Here is an 18,684-nt window from a genome sequence, read left to right as displayed (position 1 = left end):
GTGGGCCGCTCCGGCTCGATTCCGCCCAAGCGTTCGCCGAGACATGGCTCGCTCAATAATTACGTCTTGTTTCGGCCAAGCCTTGCCGGCTTGCGCCCTCTGGACATCGGCTTGGGGGGCATTGCACCTTTAGCCGGCTGTGTGAATAATTCAGACAAGTGAATGCCCAAAGTCGCGGCGATGCGTTCCAGGAGGTCAATAGTCGGGTTCTCTTTCTTCTGCTCAATGCGCCCCATGTATGAGCGGTCGATCCCGGCATCATAGGCCAATTGGTCTTGCGGAATGCCGCGCTCTACGCGGATCCGGCGCACATTCCAGGCCACAAGCGCACGAGCGTTCATGCGCAGAGGCAGCCATTCCGATGATTATGAAACCACTGGTTATAGCCAGACTATTACGATAAGCTCGCAGCAGTAGTGGCTGTCCTCCCCGGTTGCTTCGAGGAATCAGGCAACGGTGAGATGCAGACGCAGCTAGCGCGTGCCCGCCTTCTCGTTGACCATCACAAGCGCTATCGCGGGGCAATAGCTTGCCACTAGCAGCAGTGAAGAAATAGCGCCCAGAGGTACCGGCGGCGTTTTCCCGGGACCGCGACTAGATAGGACGAATGTTCAACTATGGCTCGAAAGGGAAACGAATATTCTCCAGTCGGCCGGTTCTGGTTATTGCCTTTCACGACTGCGAGCAGGCCGGTCACCACGGACCACCACGCCTTCCGCCAGGAACAGCAAGGACAACCCAGTTACAGCGCACATGTGCAATCGCTTGCAGTATGGACTGCGATGAAAAAGAGAAAGCGCAGGATGGAGCCACCAGATGAATGTGAGCCGATATGCGATTGCCATCTCAGCGCGAAAAGGAGGTCGGCGTGCGACCATTGGACGGGTGTCAAAACGATCTCAGATTAGTTATCGTTGCTCTGATTTCGGTAGATTTTTCAGCTGGGTAGGAGTTTCAGGCAGTGCCAGCCGAGCCGAAGATCGCAGAATTGGCGCCCAGCGTCGACGAGCTCACCTCATATGACAGGGAGCACGCTGTTGCCTACATGCGACTGCTTGATGCGGACGCTGACAAGGCAGATTGGCGCGAGATCGCGCGAATTGTGCTTGGGCTTGATCCCACCGTTGAACCAGATCGTGCGCGACGCACATTCGAAAGTCATCTGACTCGGGCCAAGTGGCTAGCGGGCCACGGCTATCGCGATCTGCTACGTAGCGGTTGGCCGAAACAATGATCAGCGCGGATGTCAGGGTCGCCGGAATACGTCTCGATCGCAAAAGTCGATCATTCCATCGATTAAGTGCGTGCAAGGCGCGCACACGGTAAGCAAGGCAACCGGAAAGGGCCACAATCATCGGATGCATTTCGCCGCGTCTGAAGATTGTGCGGGAAAGGTGCGATGGCGGATACTGACTGGAGATCTGAGGAAGCGTACAGCGGCCTGAAGAAGGCGGATGCTGCCGACCTGGCCTGGGAGTGGCTGCGCCGGGATCGCGACTACCAAGAGGATTATAAGCGGCTATCTCGCCGCGAACGTTCGAGCGCAGCGGCGGGCGAGTTCCGACGCAAGTGGGGACTCTCGTTTTCCTGCTGATCCGCAAAAGACCTTTGACAAGCAAGCAGTCTTCTGGGCACCCGAGGTGCTGCCGACCGTACTGGCTGTGCGGGCGACGAGCTGCATTGCGCCCAAAACCTATCAGCTCGATTTCGACAATCTGCCGGGAATTGAGCTTCGCCGTGCGCCGGATGGATGGCATGCGATCGCGCCGCTCGGGGGCACGAAGCATCGCCTTTGGCTAAGAGAGCTTCCGGCGAGCGGATATGCTGTCGTCGTTGATCTGCCGCTCGACGCCGATTTCGAGCTTCGCCTAGGTGCCGCACGTCGATTTTGGCTCGCCCTTGAGCGTCGGGCGCTCGGAATGCCCCCTCTTGCTTTGCCTGCCTTGAAGCAGCGTCGGCTAATCCTTGCGCTGCGCGCAGTGGATGGATGGCACGAAGGAAATAGCTACCGCCAAATCGCGCAGGGCCTGTTTGGAAACCATCGTATTGCCGAGCGCGCCTGGAAAACAGGCGATTTGCGCAGCCGAACCATTCGACTTGTTAAGCTGGGGCGGCGCCTCATGCGCCTTCGCTGGCGAGCATTGCTCGACAAACGCAGGGGCAGGGACGACAAGTAAAGGGTTGCGGCGCGATAAACGGCTTACCTTTCCGTTCTGCCTGCCAATTCTTCTGCCATGGCACGATGGCGGCCAGGATAGAGTCTTTGCACTACGATCTCTCATTGTTGGCGTCTTGATTTGCTGCACCAGAGCGGCGCCATCTCCTTAAGGTTTGACGACTGTGCTCGAATAGTTTTCTTGTTGAGCGCTCTCGACTTGAGCATTGATCTCCTGCTGTACCGGATCGAGGGGGCACCGCTAGACGTCAGGCAGCCTGCGCAAGTGCGACCTTTTTGCAAAGACGAGCCAGCCATCGGCAAAAAGAACGCGCGATCTCGGGGTGCGCGCTGCGGTCTACGGCATAGGCGCGATATTGCATGCCACTTGGAGTGCGGGTGCCAGGGATGATTTGCAAAGCGCCCCCTCGCACTAAATCACTGACGATGATTTCCGGCGCGACAAGAAGGCATTTTCCTGTCATGACGGCCGGCAGAGCAAGATAGTTGTGATCATACCGCGCGCCCGCTCGTATGTCACTTGAAGACAGGTTCATGGCCCTCAGCCATGTCGGCAGGATGTCGGGGCGGGATGTGATGTTCAGTATAGGGGTTGAGCGAACAATCGAGAGCTCTTTGCCGCCGACGAGATTTGGCGGGCCGACGCACACCAGCTCCTCCTTGTAGATCTCCCAACTATCGGCGGGTTCGGTGACGGAAAGATCCCGTGTAATCAAAATATCGAAATCATCCGAAGATGTCGGCGGCGCGAGCGAGCTGACGATGTCCACGATAACGCCACCCGCTTCAGAAGAGAAAGCCTGCAGGTTTGGGATAAGAAGAGAGAAAGCAAAGGTTGATAGCGACGTGCGGACCACAATCCGATTCGTTCCTGCGCCTGCACGGCGTCGCATTCTCTTCGCGGTGAAGCTCACGGTTTCGAGCGGTTCAGACACTGCGTTTGCGAATAGCCTCCCGAACTCGGTCAAATCGCTGCGCCGTCCACGCCGCTGGATGAGATCAGCACCCAGATAATCCCGCAGTACAGACAAATAGCGGCTGACCGAACTTTGCGTTGTTCCCAAAGTGGTGGCCGCGCGCGTGACGCTTCCTTCCCTGGCAACGGTCACAAACGCGCGGATGGCATTTAAAGGAACTTCATCGTCTTGAGTCGCCATTGTCTGCTCCGGCGCCAGAATGAACATCCATCACATTATTCGATGCCCATAGCCGGATAGCCGCGTATCATGGGTCGACCACGCACGAAATCCTCGTGGGAGCGTGATACCTGCGCCAGTACCGCACAAGAGCTGCGTCTCAACTGGCGTTTGTCAGGGGCTAAGTCCTTTTGCCGCGCGCCGGCTTCGGCTTGCGACCTTTAGGTAAGGTTGCAGGTGGCGGCGCGCCCTTGGATGGCCGAACAAATAGCTCGGAGACAGCTACGCCGAGCGTCTCGGCAAGGCGATCGAGAAGGTCGATTGTCGGGTTCGCTTGTTGGCGCTCAAGTCCGCTCATGTAGGAGCGATCAACTCCTGCATCGTAAGCCAATTGCTCTTGCGGAATACCGCGCTGGACGCGGATCCGGCGCACATTGTAAGCCACAAGCGCACGAGCTCTCATGCGCGAAAGCAGCCATTTCGATGGTCATCAAACCACTGGCTATAACCTACCTAAAAACATCACCGGATTGGAAGGTTTTAGATCGAATTATTCGATGCGTGCCACCGCATCGTCTTTCCCGGACGCGACTGGGGCGGCCCGTACAAGCGCTGGTATGTCGCCCGTCTATCAATTCGCGGCGGCCCAGGTTTTCCGGGCGCTGGCCGAAGCTCACCCGAACTGCTGCCTCGGCAGCTGTTTGATTCCGCTGCCCAACTCGCACGAACGGCCTCGAGGCAAGCAAAGATGCTGACTGAGCGGAGGCGATGCTCCTCCATTGATCGAAATGGAGTTGCAGCTCCGATGAAATGAGCCGGCGCTGACTATCGCGATCGCAGCGACAGCCGTTCAGCCATCTTTATAGTGGTCTTTATCCCTGGATCAGCGCAGACGGCGCGTTTCAGGGACCTAATCTCGTTCATTCTCTGGACTCAGAGAATTTCGTCTACCGGTACAACATCTTTGTGGACGTTCCGCACGCCGCCATCAGCCATGATACGGAGTTTTGGGCTCTCCCGTCCGCTCAATAGGCACGACGCCGAACTCTCTTAGCTGAGGCTCAAGGAATGCGCGCCGGTCGGGTTATCAAGTATAACGACCAGTTCAAATCAAACGCGGTACGGCACGTCGTAACCTACTTTGGCAGCAGCCATTGACTGCACAAGAGTGGCGGCCAGAGCAAAGTACCGCAGTGTCGACTTGGAACGCGCAGCCGATAGTGTGAGGGCAAGCGGTGAGACGTCGCGAATTGGATACGCCACTATCAAGTCGAACAGATGGCAAAGCGTATCGTTACCCATGATGTATGAGCCCGAACGAATTGGGATTCGGCGCGCGGTTGAGGCGAGCTGAGAGGTTTCGGCTTGGGCGTTGTCCGGACCATTCGAACGCCGCGGGCCGGCATATCCCAAGGTCACTCAGCTGAGAGACTTCGTTGTTGCCGAGCGGTGCCAAGAGCGACGAGGGTGTCAGGAAAGAGTTGTTGCAGAACACGGAGAGCAGCGCAGACGCGACTGGCGCCATCGAAAGAATCCGATGCTGCTCCTGCTAGCCGCTATGCTAGCGAAACTAGCGGGTGGCTCGGCGATCGGGCAGTGAATCCCTGAAAGCGCTGTTCCTGGCAGATGCCGCAAGCCTCTGTGGTCAGCCAAAGCTGGCCACCTTTGCTCCCGTGAGGGTCAAGCCGCTCGCGGTGCTACCAAGTGGTATTGTTGAGAGGTACCGCAGGGCACCTACCTGGTGGGCAAGCCTTCAAAGAAGACGCTGTCTCTACCGTGCCAGCGACGTCAAAGGTTAACGGCGACGTGACTCGGCGCTCAAGCCCTGCAAAGCGCTGTCCCTGCCACGCGCCGCTAACCTTGGCACCAGCCTTGCCCCATAAAGTATCAACGCTGACACTTCGCCCCTCTGGGGTGCCGCCAAGTTGTAGGCTTAGTACGACTGCCAATCACCTACCTGAATTGGTTGGATCGTCCGCTACTTTCTACGCTGGTCCGCTACCTTCGCGGAGAAATCGGAGATGCCCAGCACACCAAACCGCTCCGCCGCATGAAAAAGGCTTGCACGCTGCCGCTCATGACAGAGCCCAAGAATGTTGGCGGAGTAAGACGGGAGGTATGGAAGCGATCGCTTGAAAGACGTAAGCGCTTAGCTGTAACCCTTGCTTCGGGATCTGGATAGCTATGCGAAGAAGCCTCCGGCTTTGGACGGAGGTTTTGGATGGGATTGGACAGCAAAAAGGACGTCCATTTGGACGGCCCATCGGCGGGGTCGGTTAGCCGGCTGGAAGTTCTTGAAGGACCGTCGGGGCGCCGCGTGCGTTCGGAAGCTGAGAGAGCTCGGATTGTCGCCGAGAGTCTGTTGCCCGGTGCCCAGGTGTCCGAGGTCGCGCGCAAGCACGGAGCGACGCGCTGGCAGATCTACGATTGGCGACGGCGGTTTCGCCAGCGAGGCATGTTGCCGCCGTGCGAGGCATCCCCGCCGACATTCGCTCCGCTGGTCGTAGAACGTGTTTTGGAGGAGCTTCCTGCTCCGGCGATCAAGCTTGAGATCGCGATCGGTGATGTCGTGCTGCGGACGGATACGGCCATTGATGGTGAGCAGCTGTCCCGGGTGATCCGTGCGGTGCGAGCGTCACGATGATCGCGGCCGGTGCTGATCTGAAGATTTACATCGCGACGCGGCCGATCGACTTCCGCTGTGGCCATGATGGGCTTGCGGCGAAGGTGCAGGAGATGCTTCGTCTCGACCCGTTCAGCGGCGCAGCCTTCGTGTTCCGATCGAAACGAGCGGACCGGATCAAGATTTTGGTCTGGGATCGAACGGGCCTGGTGTTGGTGCACAAGCGTCTCGAAGGTTGCAAGTTCGTTTGGCCAACGATCGCAGACGGCGTGATGCGGATATCGCCGGCGATGTTCGCGGCCCTGTTCGAGGGGCTGGATTGGAGGTTGGTCCGCCCGGAAGAAGCGCGGCGTACTCAGGTCGCCAGATAACTGCGGCAGAATGACTCGGCAGCTATTTTGAGCGTGGCACGCGCGGCGGCGATGTGCTCGAAATAGCGCATGAGCATCGCGGCGCTGCGCGACGAAAATGAACAACTGAAAGCGCTTTTGGCGCAAACGCAGGCGGCCTTGAGCGAGCATCAGGGGGCGCTGGCGGCGTCGGAGGAAGCGCGGCGTCGGCTGGAGGTCATCCTCGGCGAATTGCGGCGCGACAGGTTCGGCGCGAAGTCCGAGAAGCTGCGGCCAGATCAGTATCACTTACCGCTGGAAGACGTGGAGATCGCGCAAGGCATCCTGGACGCGGCGCAGGAGAGAGCCGAGGCTGTGATCAAGGGCCGATCGCGGAGCGTCCCGGATCAAGGTTCTCATCGCAATCGCGGCTGCTTGCCTGCCCATTTGCCGCGCGTGGAACGGATCATCGAGCCTGCAAGCACGCTCTGCCCGTGCGGTTGCGGCGCCATGACGAAGATCGGCGAGGACGTCAGCAAACGCCTCGACGTGATCCCGGCGCAATGGCGCGTGCTGGTCACGCGCCGGCCGAAATACATCTGTCGTCGCTGTTCGGGGCCCGTCGTGCAGGCGCACGCACCGGAGCACGTCGTGCCCGGCGGACTGCCGACCGAAGCGGCCATCGCGCACGTGATCGTCTCCAAATTTGGCGACCATACGCCATTTTACCGTCAGGCCGAGATCTATGCGCGCCAGGGGATCCGGCTTGATCGGGCGACGCTGGGCAACTGGTCTGGCCGCGCCTGCTTCCATCTTCAGCCCATCGCGGACCACATGCGCCACCACCTGGCCATGGCGGATCGGTTGTTCATGGATGAGACCAAGGCGCCGGTACTCGATCCGGGGCGCGGCCAAACGAAGAAAGGCTACTTCTGGGCGGTCGCCTCAGACGACCGCGGCCACAGCGGCCCAAGTCCACCGATCGTGTTGTTCAGGTATGCTCCCGGTCGCAGCGGTGCCTTCGCACAGCAGTTCCTGGACGGCTTTGGCGGACGCTACCTGCAATGCGACGCCTATGACGGCTATGACCGGTTGAACGAAGTCGTTCGACCACAAGGGCCTTGGACGCTTGTGCATTGTTGGAGCCATTTGCGCCGGCGCTTCGTCAAATTGGTGCGCAACAGCAAGTCACCGATCGCCGAGGCCGCTGTTCGGCACATCGCACAGCTTTACGCCATCGAAGCCATGGTGCGCGGCTCATCGCCGGACATCCGGCTGGCCGCGCGCAAGGAGCACTCGCTGCCCATGGTAGCCGCGTTGAAGTCGTGGTTCGAGAAACAGTTGTCAATGATCTCCAGTGGATCGACGCTCGCCGAGGATATCCGCTATGCGCTCAATCATTGGGAGGGGCTGACGCGCTTCCTCGAAGACGGACGTCTCGAGCTCGACACCAACCCGGTCGAGAACGCCATCCGGCCAATCTGCTTGACCAGGAAAAACGCTCTCTTCGCCGGACATGAAATCGGGGCCGAAAACTGGGCCTTGCTGGCGTCGATAGTCGCCACCTGCAAACTCAACGACGTCAATCCGGCCAGCTACATCGCCGAAACACTCGAGGCGATCATCGACGGCCATCCCCATAGCAGAATCGAAGACCTTATGCCGTGGCGATTCCGCAAGGCGTCAAGCCAGTCTCAACAGGGCCCCGGCTGAGCGCTTACTGAAAGACCACACGCGCCGCAAAATTTAACGTCGCCAATCTCCCTCGCCACAAGCGGGCCGGGTGTCCGTGCCTGAAAAAAGCATGACAGTGCGGCTACCAGGGTCGTTTCTCCGATACCGGAAGCAGCGCGGGCGCGACTCGGCGCCGGTCGTTTGGGACTGGATCGGCGCTGTCCCTGCCGCGCCTGCGCTGCAGATTGAGGTTAGCAGGAACGTGACTCGGCGCTGTGCCATTCTGGTAATGGCGCTGTCTCTACCACGCCTCGCTAACCCTAGCGGCTCTGTACTCACGCTAGCTTTCCAAAAGCTGACGAACCTGTGCGGCAATTCACAAACGAGCGGCAGCTGTTGTGGCCGTGCGGACCCTGCTCACTGACGGCCGCTGACCGCCCATCAGCGCGCGCAGCCAAAAATGAAACCGATCGCTCCCAAGCCTGGCACAAAGTATTTTCTCTATCGACATAGGCGGGGGCAAGTACAGACTTCAGCGAGCCCGATCATCGCGACCAGAAAAATTGGTCTTAGAGCATGCGTGTGCGCACAGCATGATAATGCATTGGTAGGCTGTTCAGTTGAAGCACCGGCCTCAGAGAGTGCGTGGTGCGCGCCAAATTCGTATTCACTTGGCCTCAATATTCGTGAAGGCCGCATCAGGCTGCGCAACGTGGTGTCGACCGTAACCGGACCAGTGTTGTGGGCGGGCAGCTTTGCCGTATACCCTGGCTATATCGCGTGTCCAAATCGGTTAGATGGTCGGCCGGCGAGTTGTTCAAATCACGAATACACATTCGTTGGCCGCATCCCCACAGCAGCAGGAAGTCGCAGTGGATCCCCGTCTCGGTCAGTTCGCCAGGGGCGGGTTCATCAGGCGGGAATAAAGCTCAGGATCGTGAACTGGCCATCGATGAGTTGAGGCGATATCACATGGCTCAGGGCCCACGCCGCCAGAGCCTACGCCGTTTTCCGAGGTGCAGCCAACGCCATCGACGCCGATCGGTTCGATGCACCAGCATCGGGTCTGCGAACTAACGTGCGCCACCGCGTAACTATCGCATAAGAGTGCTGTCAATTGGCACTACCAGATCTGGGTGTTTGGGGAAGCAGTACTTGCATCGTAAGGTTACGGAAAGGTCGGATGCACATATGTGTGTTCTCATCAAGCTTCGACGCGCAATGCCATGGCAAACATGAACCTGGGCTCCCAATCCTTTGCCGACGCATGCGCGCGACAGCGGACCGTCACCGACCAAAAACTCACCAAATTTGAGCACTGGTCCCGAGACGTTCAGGTTTCCAGATGAGACGTGTCATGAAGCCAATAGCGCGGGTCGCAGCAGCAACAAAGCGCGCTCGGGCACTCTCCGATTTCGACCGGTGCTGCGCAATCTGGTGGCTCTATCGCCTCCATTTCGGCATCAACCGCGACGTGATGTTGGGCGTTGCCGCGGTCACGATCGCCTAGGAGAGATCCCGCTGCGGCATTTAGGCCTCCTGACATCGGCCACCTTTCATGCGAGCGCCGGCACTGCCCGACCAAACCTCCCACCAGGTTGCGCGTTGGCTGGCGGACAAAAAATCTCAGCCTAACGCCAAACGTCTCAAGTCTCCCCCAGCCCACTAAGGTCGCAATCGCATCTAGTACCGGCGGACTGCCGGGGGCACACAATGGCGCCTGGAAATACGGTGAGCAGACCGCACAAGCCGAACTAGTGCTCGTCGTTCGCAGCATCAGCAGGCTTAAAGTTGTGGCGTGGATGATGCTGCTCATGCAGTCCAGCATCGTTGAATTGACGAGCCCGAATAGCTGAGCGAAGAGCGCCAAAATCGAACCGCTTGATTTTTGTAAAGTCCGCCGATCGCGAGCAAGGACGCGACGTTCGCATTTCACCAGATGATCTTAAGCGGAAAGGAATATGCCGCGCCCGGGTCCGCAAGGCCCGTAGAAAGTGGTCACGTTGCTCATCAAGCCAGTCTGGCGAGCGCATTGCTATGGATTAATCCCCCCGCAGAGGCCCGTGGGCAGGCTGCGTCTCTCTCGATCGAAGTCTCCGTGAGCCATTCGTCCCCGCGGACGGCCAGCCGTTCAACCGAGCGCCGCCCGGGAAAATGCCCTCGGCGCCTATCCACAGCGGTTTGTGCTCGCCCCCAGGGCTCTACGCGACGGTACGACGCCTCAGTTTCCAGCTCGCGTCAACCATAGTCATCAATCAATCTCCGTTGACTAACGGCCAAGCGGAGCCATTCGACTTTAGGTAACGAGGTGATCGGGCGCTTTGTTTGCCGATGCCAGCACTTGGATGACCTCAAGGCCGTGCTTGGGACTGCTGCTGCGAGCTTCGATAACTCGTTGTAATGTTGAGGCGCCGCCGGGGCCCTGTTGCGGCGATCACCGGCTTGAACACCATCGGTCTGGCGGTGGTTACGGTAAGAAGCCTTTCGTCCGTACAAGCCGTATCGCCGGGTGGCCAACACGCTCTCGATGGGTTGGTGGTGCCGGGCTCAAGTGCCGGGAAATCGGACAATTACGCTAATCACAAGCCGTAACGAGCCTGTGGGCGCGTTGATTGCGGGTGCCATGCAGACGATGGCAGGTCCACCACAAGAGTAGGTAGGTGCCAAAGTGGACGCGCCGTCCTAGCGTCCTCCTGTTCCTCTGCCGATCATCGAGCCAGAAGCGAACACCGAGAAGGTCATACGGACAAAACCTTACGACGTGCGAAATCAGGGTGGCTGCGCATGCACACCTCGATGACGAGCTCCGGCGTTCCGATTTGGGCGCCGAAGAAGGCGACGAATGGCGGGGCGCGTGCCTACGGAAAATCAATCAGGCAAGAAGCAGGCTATGGAACGTCAACCGGTTGACGTGGTCACGGCGATCAATCGGCTTGCAGGTTCGGATCCGGAGAGAGTTGCGCTCAGGCACGGCGCAGACGAACTCACATATGAGGCGCTACGATCAAGATCGGATGTCCTTGCAAGGACCTTACGAGAGCAGGGTGCTCGCGGCGCGGTTGTCGGCTATTGGGGAGGGCGGGACCTCGACTGGGCGACGGCGGTCATTGGAATTTTGAAAGCTGGATCAACGTACTTACCGCTCGATCCATCGCTGCCGGCTTCCCGTACATCATTCATGATCGAGCAGAGCCGCTGCGCTTTGTTGATGGGCCGAGACCGGCCGGATTCGCTCAGCCTATTCCAGGAGAGCAGCAAAGCAGCTCCTCAATTCGTAGCTATAGAGGCGGCACTGCGCCGGGAGCAGACCTCGTCTGTTGTGCCATCGCCGAACGTGGATGGACTTGCCTATATTCTGTTTACGTCTGGTTCGACGGGCCAGCCTAAGGGCGCAATGATCGAGCGCGCCGGCCTAAACAATCATTTGGCGGCAAAGATCGATGCTCTAAGTCTCACTCGGACGGATTGCGTCGCGCAAACGGCATCGCACTGCTTTGACATTTCGCTGTGGCAGCTTCTTTCTGGGCTTTGCGTCGGAGCCTCTACATCAATCATTGATGATGCGACACTAAGATCGCCGTCATCGCTCCTTCAAGCAATTCAACGATGCGGCGCTACGGTCGTCCAACTCGTTCCGTCGATGCTGGCAGTGTTTGTTGAATATCTGCAATCGCTTGCCGCGGCAGAGCGAGCCATGGACGGCTTGCGGATTATTTCAACGGTCGGAGAGCCTCTAACGCCCGGATTGGCGCGTGCGTGGCTCGCCTTGTATCCCCGCGTTTCCATTCTCAATCATTACGGGCCGACCGAGTGCGCCGACGGCGTAACGCATCATCTGGTTTCTGTGCCGCCTGCGCTGGCTGAGCCGTATGTGCCGATCGGCAGGCCAATTCAAAACGTTGAGGTTTATGTCGCGGACGGACCACGGCTCTGCAATGTAGGAGAAGTCGGCGAAATCTGTGTTAGCGGCGTCGGTGTCGCTGCCGGTTACGTCAATGACCATGTCCGCACCAAGGATGCGTTTGGGCCAAACCCGTTCTCAAACGACCTGTCCTTCCGGCGCTTATATCGGACAGGTGATCTTGGGCGCCTCCGTTCCGACGGCCTTTTGGAATGTCTCGGTCGACGGGATCGTCAGGTCAAAATTCGCGGGCACAGAATCGAGCTGGGAGAAATCGAAGCTCGTTTGTCCGCTCATCCCTTGGTGCATGGTGCCGTCGCAGTCGCCTCTGTCTGCGCAGGTGTAAAGCTTACGGCGCGAGATATAGCCGGGGCCGAGGCGCAAGCCGAATCGCGGCGGCTGGTTGCGTATGTGTCGGCTCCAGCTGAACTGGCGGAAAGCGACCTTCAGAATTTTCTTGCTGAAGCACTCCCCAGCTACATGCTTCCGGAAAGAATCATCCGCATCTGCAGTATTCCACTGACCAGGAACGGAAAGGTCGACTTTGCAACATTGCCCGACCCGGGGAGTGTTCGGCCGTTATTGTCAACGCCCTTCGAGGAGCCGCAATCAGACCTCGAAGTCCGGCTACGCCAAATCTGGTCCGGCATTTTGCGTATCGAGAACATAGGTGTGAATGACCAATTCATAAGCCTCGGCGGAGACTCGCTCCGCGCAATGCTTATATTGGGACAGTTGCAGACCTTGCTAGGAGTGAGAGCGGATTTCAGACTGGTCCTGAATGGCACAATTCGATCTCTTGCCGCTTCGATCGAGGCTCGCACTGAGCCCAATCCATGCACAGCCTTGACATACCGAAAGCTTAACCGATCGCCTCTGACGCGACTCCAGGAGCACCTTTGGTTTCTGGCGCAGCTCGATCCATCTGCCCGGAACTACATCATTCAAGGCGGGCTGCGGATTAAGGGAAACATCGATTTAGCTCGGTTCAATCGCGCCTGGACCGAGGTCATTCATTCCCACCAGGCACTTTCGGCGCGCTTTATCGACGAAGACGGTCCGGTTCAATGCTTTGATGCTCCGCCATGCACCAATCTAGAATTGATCGATGCATCTCATCTCACCTCCTCCGAGGCTGAGGAGCTCATCGCACAGTTTCGGCGAACGGAGCTGAGAGACAATTTCGATCTCGGACAGGGCCACTTGTTTCGCGCGCGCATGGTCCGGTTTGGTCCCGACAATCATCTCATATTGATCACCGCTCACGAAATCATCCTCGATGCCTGGTCAGTTTCTGTTCTGCTCAGAGATCTTCAGCAGAGATATTTAGATGCCGTGGCGCCTTGGCCAGAAAACCGTGCATCACTCTCGGGCTACGCGGCGTGGGAAAAACAACACGTTTCTCAAGAAGCGCTGGAGAGCCAACGTCACTATTGGCGTCGTCAGATTGGTGATGATCCGCCGGTGCTTTCGCTTGGAAGGGCGCGCCCGCAAACAAATTCATACCGCGGCGGCTCGCATCCAGTGCTGCTTGGAAGCGATCTCTCCAGTCGGGTAAGAGAATTCGCGCGCCGAAATGGCTGCACCACGTCGACAACACTGCTGGCGTGCTTCCAGCTGCTGCTACGAATTTATAGCGGTCAGGACGATATTGTCGTCGGCATGCCACACGCTGTACGGGATCAACCTGGCAGCGCCGACATCATTGGCTTTTTCCTGAATATGCTACCGATCCGTGCCGTGATCAATGCCGGTCAGTCCTTTGCTGCTCATGCCACGCGCATCCAGGGCCTGGTCAGCGATGCCATCGCAAATTCGGCCTATCCATTCGGATGGATGGTCAGGGATACAAGGTTATGTCGCGAACCGGGTCGATCACCGATCTTCCAGGTCATGTTCAACATGTACTCAGAAGCCGCCGAGCCACTTGGTCAAGACGAGTTGGCTCTGACATTCCGCGAGTACGACACAGGCTATGTCAAATTCGACTTAACACTGTACGCGCAAGATCAGGGCGATGAAATTGCGCTCCAGCTGGCGTATGCGGAAGACATATTCTCGAGTGATTTGGCTGTTCGCATGGCCAACAATCTGCGCTGTCTGATTGCCGCCTGCGTTGATAAACCACTTGTGCCCATTGAGGAACTAAGCTGCCTCAGCGCCTCAGACCTCACTATGCTGCATTCGCTGGATGGGTCGACCCAACGATATGAATCTGAATGTCCACTTATTGAAGCCTTCGAGCAGATCAGTGTCTCTGATCACGGCAAAATAGCATATTTTGGCGAGTTCGGGGAGGTCACGTTTGGCCAGCTGCGTGAGCGCGTAGCAGCTATCCGCTCGTTACTGCGGGATATGAAGGTGGGGGCCGGCGATCTGGTCGCCATGCTTGTTGACCGGTCGCCGGACGTTGCCGCTGTCATGCTTGCGGCGCGAGGCTTGGATGCTGTTGTCGTGCCGATAGCGCCGGATTATCCGCGCGATCGGATCCAACATATCCTGCGAGATAGTGAAGCAAAGCTCTTGGTTCACGCGATTGCCACTGAGCCTGATTTTGACATGCCTTCAATGTGTCTATCCACCTTAGAAAGGTGCAGCAGGACCGCGAATGATTTCGCACCTAGCGAGAGACCGTTAGATCGCCGAATTGCGAACCTCATATATACGTCCTCCTCCACAGGCCGGGCGAAGGGGGTTCTTATACCGGAAGCGGCCATTCTCAACCGGCTGAACTGGATGTGGCGGCGCTTTCCCTTCGATGGCACCGACGTCATGGTTGTCCAGAAGTCCGCCTGCCTTGTTGCGTCCGCTTGGGAGTATTTTGGTGGGCTTCTGAGAGGTGTGCCAACGCTGATCCTCACCCAAGGGCAGGTGCTAGATCCGGATCTGTTGTTGTGCAGTTTGGCAAAACATCGCGTGACGCGCCTTTTTGCCTCTCCGCCAGTCCTGTCCGGTCTCATTGGGTCCCAGGAACGGCAACCGCAAAGAACCGCCTTGAGATTGGTCACAAGCAGCGCCGAACCGATGCCTTCCTCGCTGCCCGCTCGCTGGCGTGCGTCTTTTCCGGGCGTGCCGTTGTGGAACTTCTATGGTGCGACGGAATGTGCGTCCAATGCAGCCGTGCACGAAACATCGGATGCCGATGACAACTCGGCGCTTGTCCCAGTGGGGCGGCCAATCGACAACGTCAAACTCTACGTACTCGATTCACGATTGAAGAGAGTGCCTGTTGGAGCCCCTGGCGAACTGTGCATCGCAGGCCGCTGTCTGAGCGCTGGGTATTGGCAGGATCAAGATCGGACTGACCGCTGTTTCGTGCCGAATCCGTATGATGGCGGACAATACAACGTGCTTTATCGAAGTGGGGACATCGCACGCATCTCAGCCAGCGGCCTTCTTGAGATTTGCGGCCGATCGGACAACCAGATCAAGGTGAGGGGCTTCCGCATCGAGCCGGAGGAGGTCGAAGTTGCCCTTGAGTCTCATCCGGCAATCGCAAAGGCCGCGGTCTTCGCAGAAGGCATCGATGACGATCGCCGCTTGACGGCGAGCGTGGTGCCCGCTCGCAAGAATCTCAGTTCTGGAGAGATTCTCGCCCATCTGCGCAACAGGCTGCCATCTGCCATGGTTCCCGCAGCCTTCAGGTTGGTTGACAGTGTTCCCCTGACGACGAGCGGAAAGATAGACCGTACTCGCCTATCCTCCGTTCCTTACCGCGAGATAGAAACCAGTCGATCTGCTGAGCCCCGCACCAGGAACGAACGAGTTCTTGCTCAGATCTGGGAGGATCTATTAGGCGCCAAGGGGGTCGGAATCGACAGCAGTTTCTTTGATATTGGCGGCGATTCTCTTCTGAGCGTGCGTTGCGTCACCCTGGCGCGCAAAGCCGGGCTGAGTCTCACCGTCAACCAACTTTATCGAACGCCGACCATCAGGGACTTGGCGGCCGGGGAAGCGGAGGCGGCACCCCACAACGTCGCTTCCGCGGACGGCTTACTGCCTGTGCCCCCCGTAATATCGTTTTGGAATTCTCTTCTCGGCTTTGACGAGCATTTTAACATCGGCGATCTGTTCTTCTTGCGCGGCGGCATCCTGAACATCAAGATCCTGGACCGCGCTCTCGCCCATGTCATCGAGAGGCACGAAGGCCTCAGGCTCCGCGTTGCCCGAACCCAAGATGGACTACGGCTGGGGATTGGGCCTTGTCCGACTGAGCGCATCGTGGAGGAGATCGATCTCGTCGGAATGACCGGCCCAGACCAGCGCAGGGCAATCGAGAGCGTCTCGGCAAGACGTCAGCACATATTTCGGTTTGACGGCCACACGCCTCTTGTTTACGTCGCGGCCTTCCGTACTTCGGAAAGCGGCGATTACTATCTGCTGGTTCTGATGCATCATTTCGTAGCGGATGGGATGGGCTATCGGCTATTCCTGGAAGCATTGGAGGGCGCATACAACGCTCTTGCTGCAGGCCATGATGTGAATGGCCCTGAGACCGTACAAAGGCTCTCTTCCTGGTTGAAGCGCCTCGAGCATTACGCGGACAGCGAAGCACCAGACGAACTCAAGTACTGGGAGGATATTGACTACGATCAATTCAATCTGCGTGTCAGCGACGCGTCATCGCGCGGCACGAGTGTTGCCGAAGGAAGCGCGAGAGAGCTTCACGATGCAAGTCTCGGAGGTCGTCGGGAGGATGCGAACGGCCGTTCGCGGGTAGATCGGGCCAAGTACCATCTTGAGATCGACGGGGAAGCGACAGCGGGTCTCCTTAGTATTGGAGCCAGATCAGCGCATTGTCAGGACTTTGATGTGTTTCTTGCTGCCCTGTCGGGTGCGTGTGGAGCCCTGTTCGGCAACTATTCGCTCTGGATTGATAGCCTGACCTCGACACGAGGTCGACTGTTCGACGATTTCGATTCATCTCAGATCATTGGCCTTATCAGTGAGCTCGTTCCGCTTTCATTGAAGGTCACAGGAAGGGAGTCGCGTTCCGACCGTGCTCGTTCAATATACCGGCAGCGCAATGCGCTGCCGCGTGGTGGAATAGGCTTTCGGGCCCTGAAATTCCTAAACCGAGATCCAGCCGTGCGGTGTCGGCTCGATCGCCTGCCACTGCCCAGAATTGGGGTGAATTATCGCGCCGGTTTGCAGCGCCATTTCCCACGCCGTTTTCTAGACACAGACCCTTGTCCACTTTGGATCGGCGAACACATGCATCAAGCGGCGGCGATCCACCTCTTCTGGTTCGAGGTCGGATATCAATCGGGCCATCTACAGATTGACACCACGTATGATCCGAGCATGGTCGATTATGAGGTGACCCGCCATCTTTGCACGGTCTTGCAACAGGAGCTGATGCAGACGATCAGCGAAATTCGGAAGATCTCGGGACACCGTCATTCATGAATGAGCCCAATGCGGAATTCGCCGCCGAGGCCGATCACGATGTGATGCCGAACAAGAACGCGCGCATTGATCTATCAGACCCGAGTCTGTTCAGACTTATCCTACGGCTCGCCATTCCGTCTGTTGTTGGCTTGTCGATCAACGCGTTTCAGCAGGTCGTCAACGCAATCTTTGTTGGCACACTCGGCGCGCCGGCGATCGCAGCCGTCAGCATGACCTTGCCGATCGTGGTCCTGCTCGCGGCGGCCGGACAGGGGATAGGAGTTGGAGCAGCGTCGTTCATATCTCGTCATCTTGGTGCTGGTGAGTACCTAGAGGCGAGTCGAGGCGCCAGTACCGCTCTCGCGCTCGCCGCGCCAGTCGGCATCACGGTCACAGTCGCTCTGTTTCTAAACATGCGAGAGATCTTCCTAGCGCTCGGTGCAACTCCAACCATCATGCCCCTGGCGCTCGACTACGCGACGACGCTTTTGTTCGGATGCACCCTGATGCTTATGAACATCGTCAACGGCTTCATCGTCCGAGCCGAAGGCAACACACGATTCAGCATGTGGACGATGATGACCTCCTTCATATTGAACGCTGGCCTTGATCCAGTGCTCATATCCGTGCTGGACCTCGGTGTGCGAGGCGCCGCTCTCGCAACGCTTGTGTCTCAGACTGCGGCTATTAGCCTCTATATCGCGTATTTTACCAAGCAACGCGGAATGGTCGTCGTCAGGATGTCTCACATCTCGTTGCGAGCAGATCGCATCAGACAGATCGCGTTCGTGGGGGCGCCAGCGACCATGACCAGCATCTTATCTGCTATTACTGTTATGCTCTTGTACGGAGCAGCTGCGCCCTTCGGCGAAGATTCCATCGCGGCCGTGGGAATAGCCGTGCGAATCTTAACGATTGGCGCACTGCTTATCAGCGGTTTCTGTATGGGTTCTCAAGCTATCCTGGGTTTTGGGTGGGGCGCACGCGATTTTTCTCGTGTACTGAGGGCTGCAAAAGTCATGCTCTCTATGACTCTCGCTCTTTCGGTTACATATTCCGCGGCCGTTGTGATTTTTGCTCGACCTTTGGTCAGGCTGTTCACCGATAGCGTTAACGTCAGGGAGATTGCCGTTTCTGCCTGCACCGTCTTCCATCTGTTTTTTGGACTGTATGGTATTGAGAGTGTCGTCACGGCGATGCTTCAATCGCTCGGGAGAGCGCGTCTCAGCGCGGTTGTGTGTTTCGCGAGGCATTATCTCTTCATTCCGGCTGTACTGTTATTTCCGGTGATATCGGGTTTTAACGGACTGTTGGCCAGTCAAGCCATCGCGGAGCTGGGCGCCGGAATGATTGCACTGTTTATCATGCGCCGTCAGTGCGCTGAGCTCAGGCGAGGAGGACCAGCACATTCAGCCAGGAATCGAGAGCGCTCCTTGATTTGATCAGGCGTCATC

The 18,684-nt window shown here is 57.9% G+C and carries 13 protein-coding genes; 10 read left to right on the top strand and 3 right to left on the bottom strand.

Annotation, left to right across the window (positions count from 1 at the left end):
• Positions 1-59 precede the first annotated feature (59 nt).
• On the bottom strand, positions 60-341 hold the full coding sequence (locus tag MTR72_RS16055; RefSeq protein ID WP_265440779.1) for a helix-turn-helix domain-containing protein: 282 nt from the start codon (positions 339-341) through the stop codon (positions 60-62).
• A 620-nt stretch (positions 342-961) separates the two neighbouring features.
• Between MTR72_RS16055 and MTR72_RS16050 the strand changes: the two genes are divergently transcribed.
• The 3 genes from MTR72_RS16050 (at position 962) to MTR72_RS16040 (ending at position 2,177) form a co-directional block, all read left to right on the top strand.
• Entirely contained in the window at positions 962-1,234 is a 273-nt protein-coding gene (locus tag MTR72_RS16050; protein ID WP_279372434.1) for a DNA -binding domain-containing protein, read from the top strand.
• A 165-nt stretch (positions 1,235-1,399) separates the two neighbouring features.
• Positions 1,400-1,594 (top strand): transcriptional regulator domain-containing protein, encoded by a 195-nt coding sequence (locus MTR72_RS16045; RefSeq protein WP_341510580.1) that lies wholly within the window; start codon positions 1,400-1,402, stop codon positions 1,592-1,594.
• A gap of 46 nt (positions 1,595-1,640) precedes the next feature.
• Complete coding sequence (locus tag MTR72_RS16040; RefSeq protein ID WP_341510579.1) at positions 1,641-2,177, top strand: DUF2285 domain-containing protein; 537 nt, start codon at positions 1,641-1,643, stop codon at positions 2,175-2,177.
• Positions 2,178-2,424: 247 nt separating this feature from the next.
• Here MTR72_RS16040 and MTR72_RS16035 read toward each other — a convergent pair whose 3' ends face one another.
• On the bottom strand, positions 2,425-3,333 hold the full coding sequence (locus tag MTR72_RS16035; RefSeq protein WP_341510578.1) for a LysR family transcriptional regulator: 909 nt from the start codon (positions 3,331-3,333) through the stop codon (positions 2,425-2,427).
• A 160-nt stretch (positions 3,334-3,493) separates the two neighbouring features.
• On the bottom strand, positions 3,494-3,775 hold the full coding sequence (locus MTR72_RS16030) for a helix-turn-helix domain-containing protein (protein ID WP_128931963.1): 282 nt from the start codon (positions 3,773-3,775) through the stop codon (positions 3,494-3,496).
• Here MTR72_RS16030 and MTR72_RS16025 point away from each other — a divergent pair.
• From MTR72_RS16025 to MTR72_RS15995, 7 genes are all read left to right on the top strand, one after another.
• Complete coding sequence (locus MTR72_RS16025; protein WP_341510577.1) at positions 3,774-4,067, top strand: hypothetical protein; 294 nt, start codon at positions 3,774-3,776, stop codon at positions 4,065-4,067. The genes MTR72_RS16030 and MTR72_RS16025 overlap by 2 nt on opposite strands.
• 1,466 nt (positions 4,068-5,533) lie before the next feature.
• Positions 5,534-5,956 carry an IS66-like element accessory protein TnpA gene (gene tnpA, locus MTR72_RS16020; RefSeq protein WP_341510576.1) on the top strand — a complete coding sequence of 141 codons (423 nt, stop codon included), beginning with the start codon at positions 5,534-5,536 and terminating at the stop codon, positions 5,954-5,956.
• Positions 5,953-6,306 (top strand): IS66 family insertion sequence element accessory protein TnpB, encoded by a 354-nt coding sequence (gene tnpB / locus MTR72_RS16015; protein ID WP_341510575.1) that lies wholly within the window; start codon positions 5,953-5,955, stop codon positions 6,304-6,306. The genes tnpA and tnpB overlap by 4 nt, the downstream gene beginning before the upstream one ends.
• A gap of 69 nt (positions 6,307-6,375) precedes the next feature.
• On the top strand, positions 6,376-7,977 hold the full coding sequence (gene tnpC / locus MTR72_RS16010) for an IS66 family transposase (protein WP_341510574.1): 1,602 nt from the start codon (positions 6,376-6,378) through the stop codon (positions 7,975-7,977).
• Between the two features lie 1,318 nt (positions 7,978-9,295).
• Positions 9,296-9,448 carry a hypothetical protein gene (locus MTR72_RS16005; protein ID WP_341510573.1) on the top strand — a complete coding sequence of 51 codons (153 nt, stop codon included), beginning with the start codon at positions 9,296-9,298 and terminating at the stop codon, positions 9,446-9,448.
• 1,332 nt (positions 9,449-10,780) lie between these two features.
• A complete protein-coding gene (locus MTR72_RS16000; RefSeq protein ID WP_341510572.1) occupies positions 10,781-17,248 on the top strand; it encodes an amino acid adenylation domain-containing protein in 6,468 nt (2,155 codons plus the stop codon).
• Entirely contained in the window at positions 17,245-18,672 is a 1,428-nt protein-coding gene (locus MTR72_RS15995) for an MATE family efflux transporter (RefSeq protein ID WP_341510571.1), read from the top strand. The genes MTR72_RS16000 and MTR72_RS15995 overlap by 4 nt, the downstream gene beginning before the upstream one ends.
• Positions 18,673-18,684 lie beyond the last annotated feature (12 nt).

The sequence above is a fragment of the Bradyrhizobium sp. ISRA442 genome (assembly GCF_038085055.1).
Classification (GTDB): Bacteria; Pseudomonadota; Alphaproteobacteria; order Rhizobiales; family Xanthobacteraceae; genus Bradyrhizobium.
The sequence above is the reverse complement of the archived record's forward strand: the minus strand, read 5'-3'. Positions and strand labels throughout refer to the sequence as shown.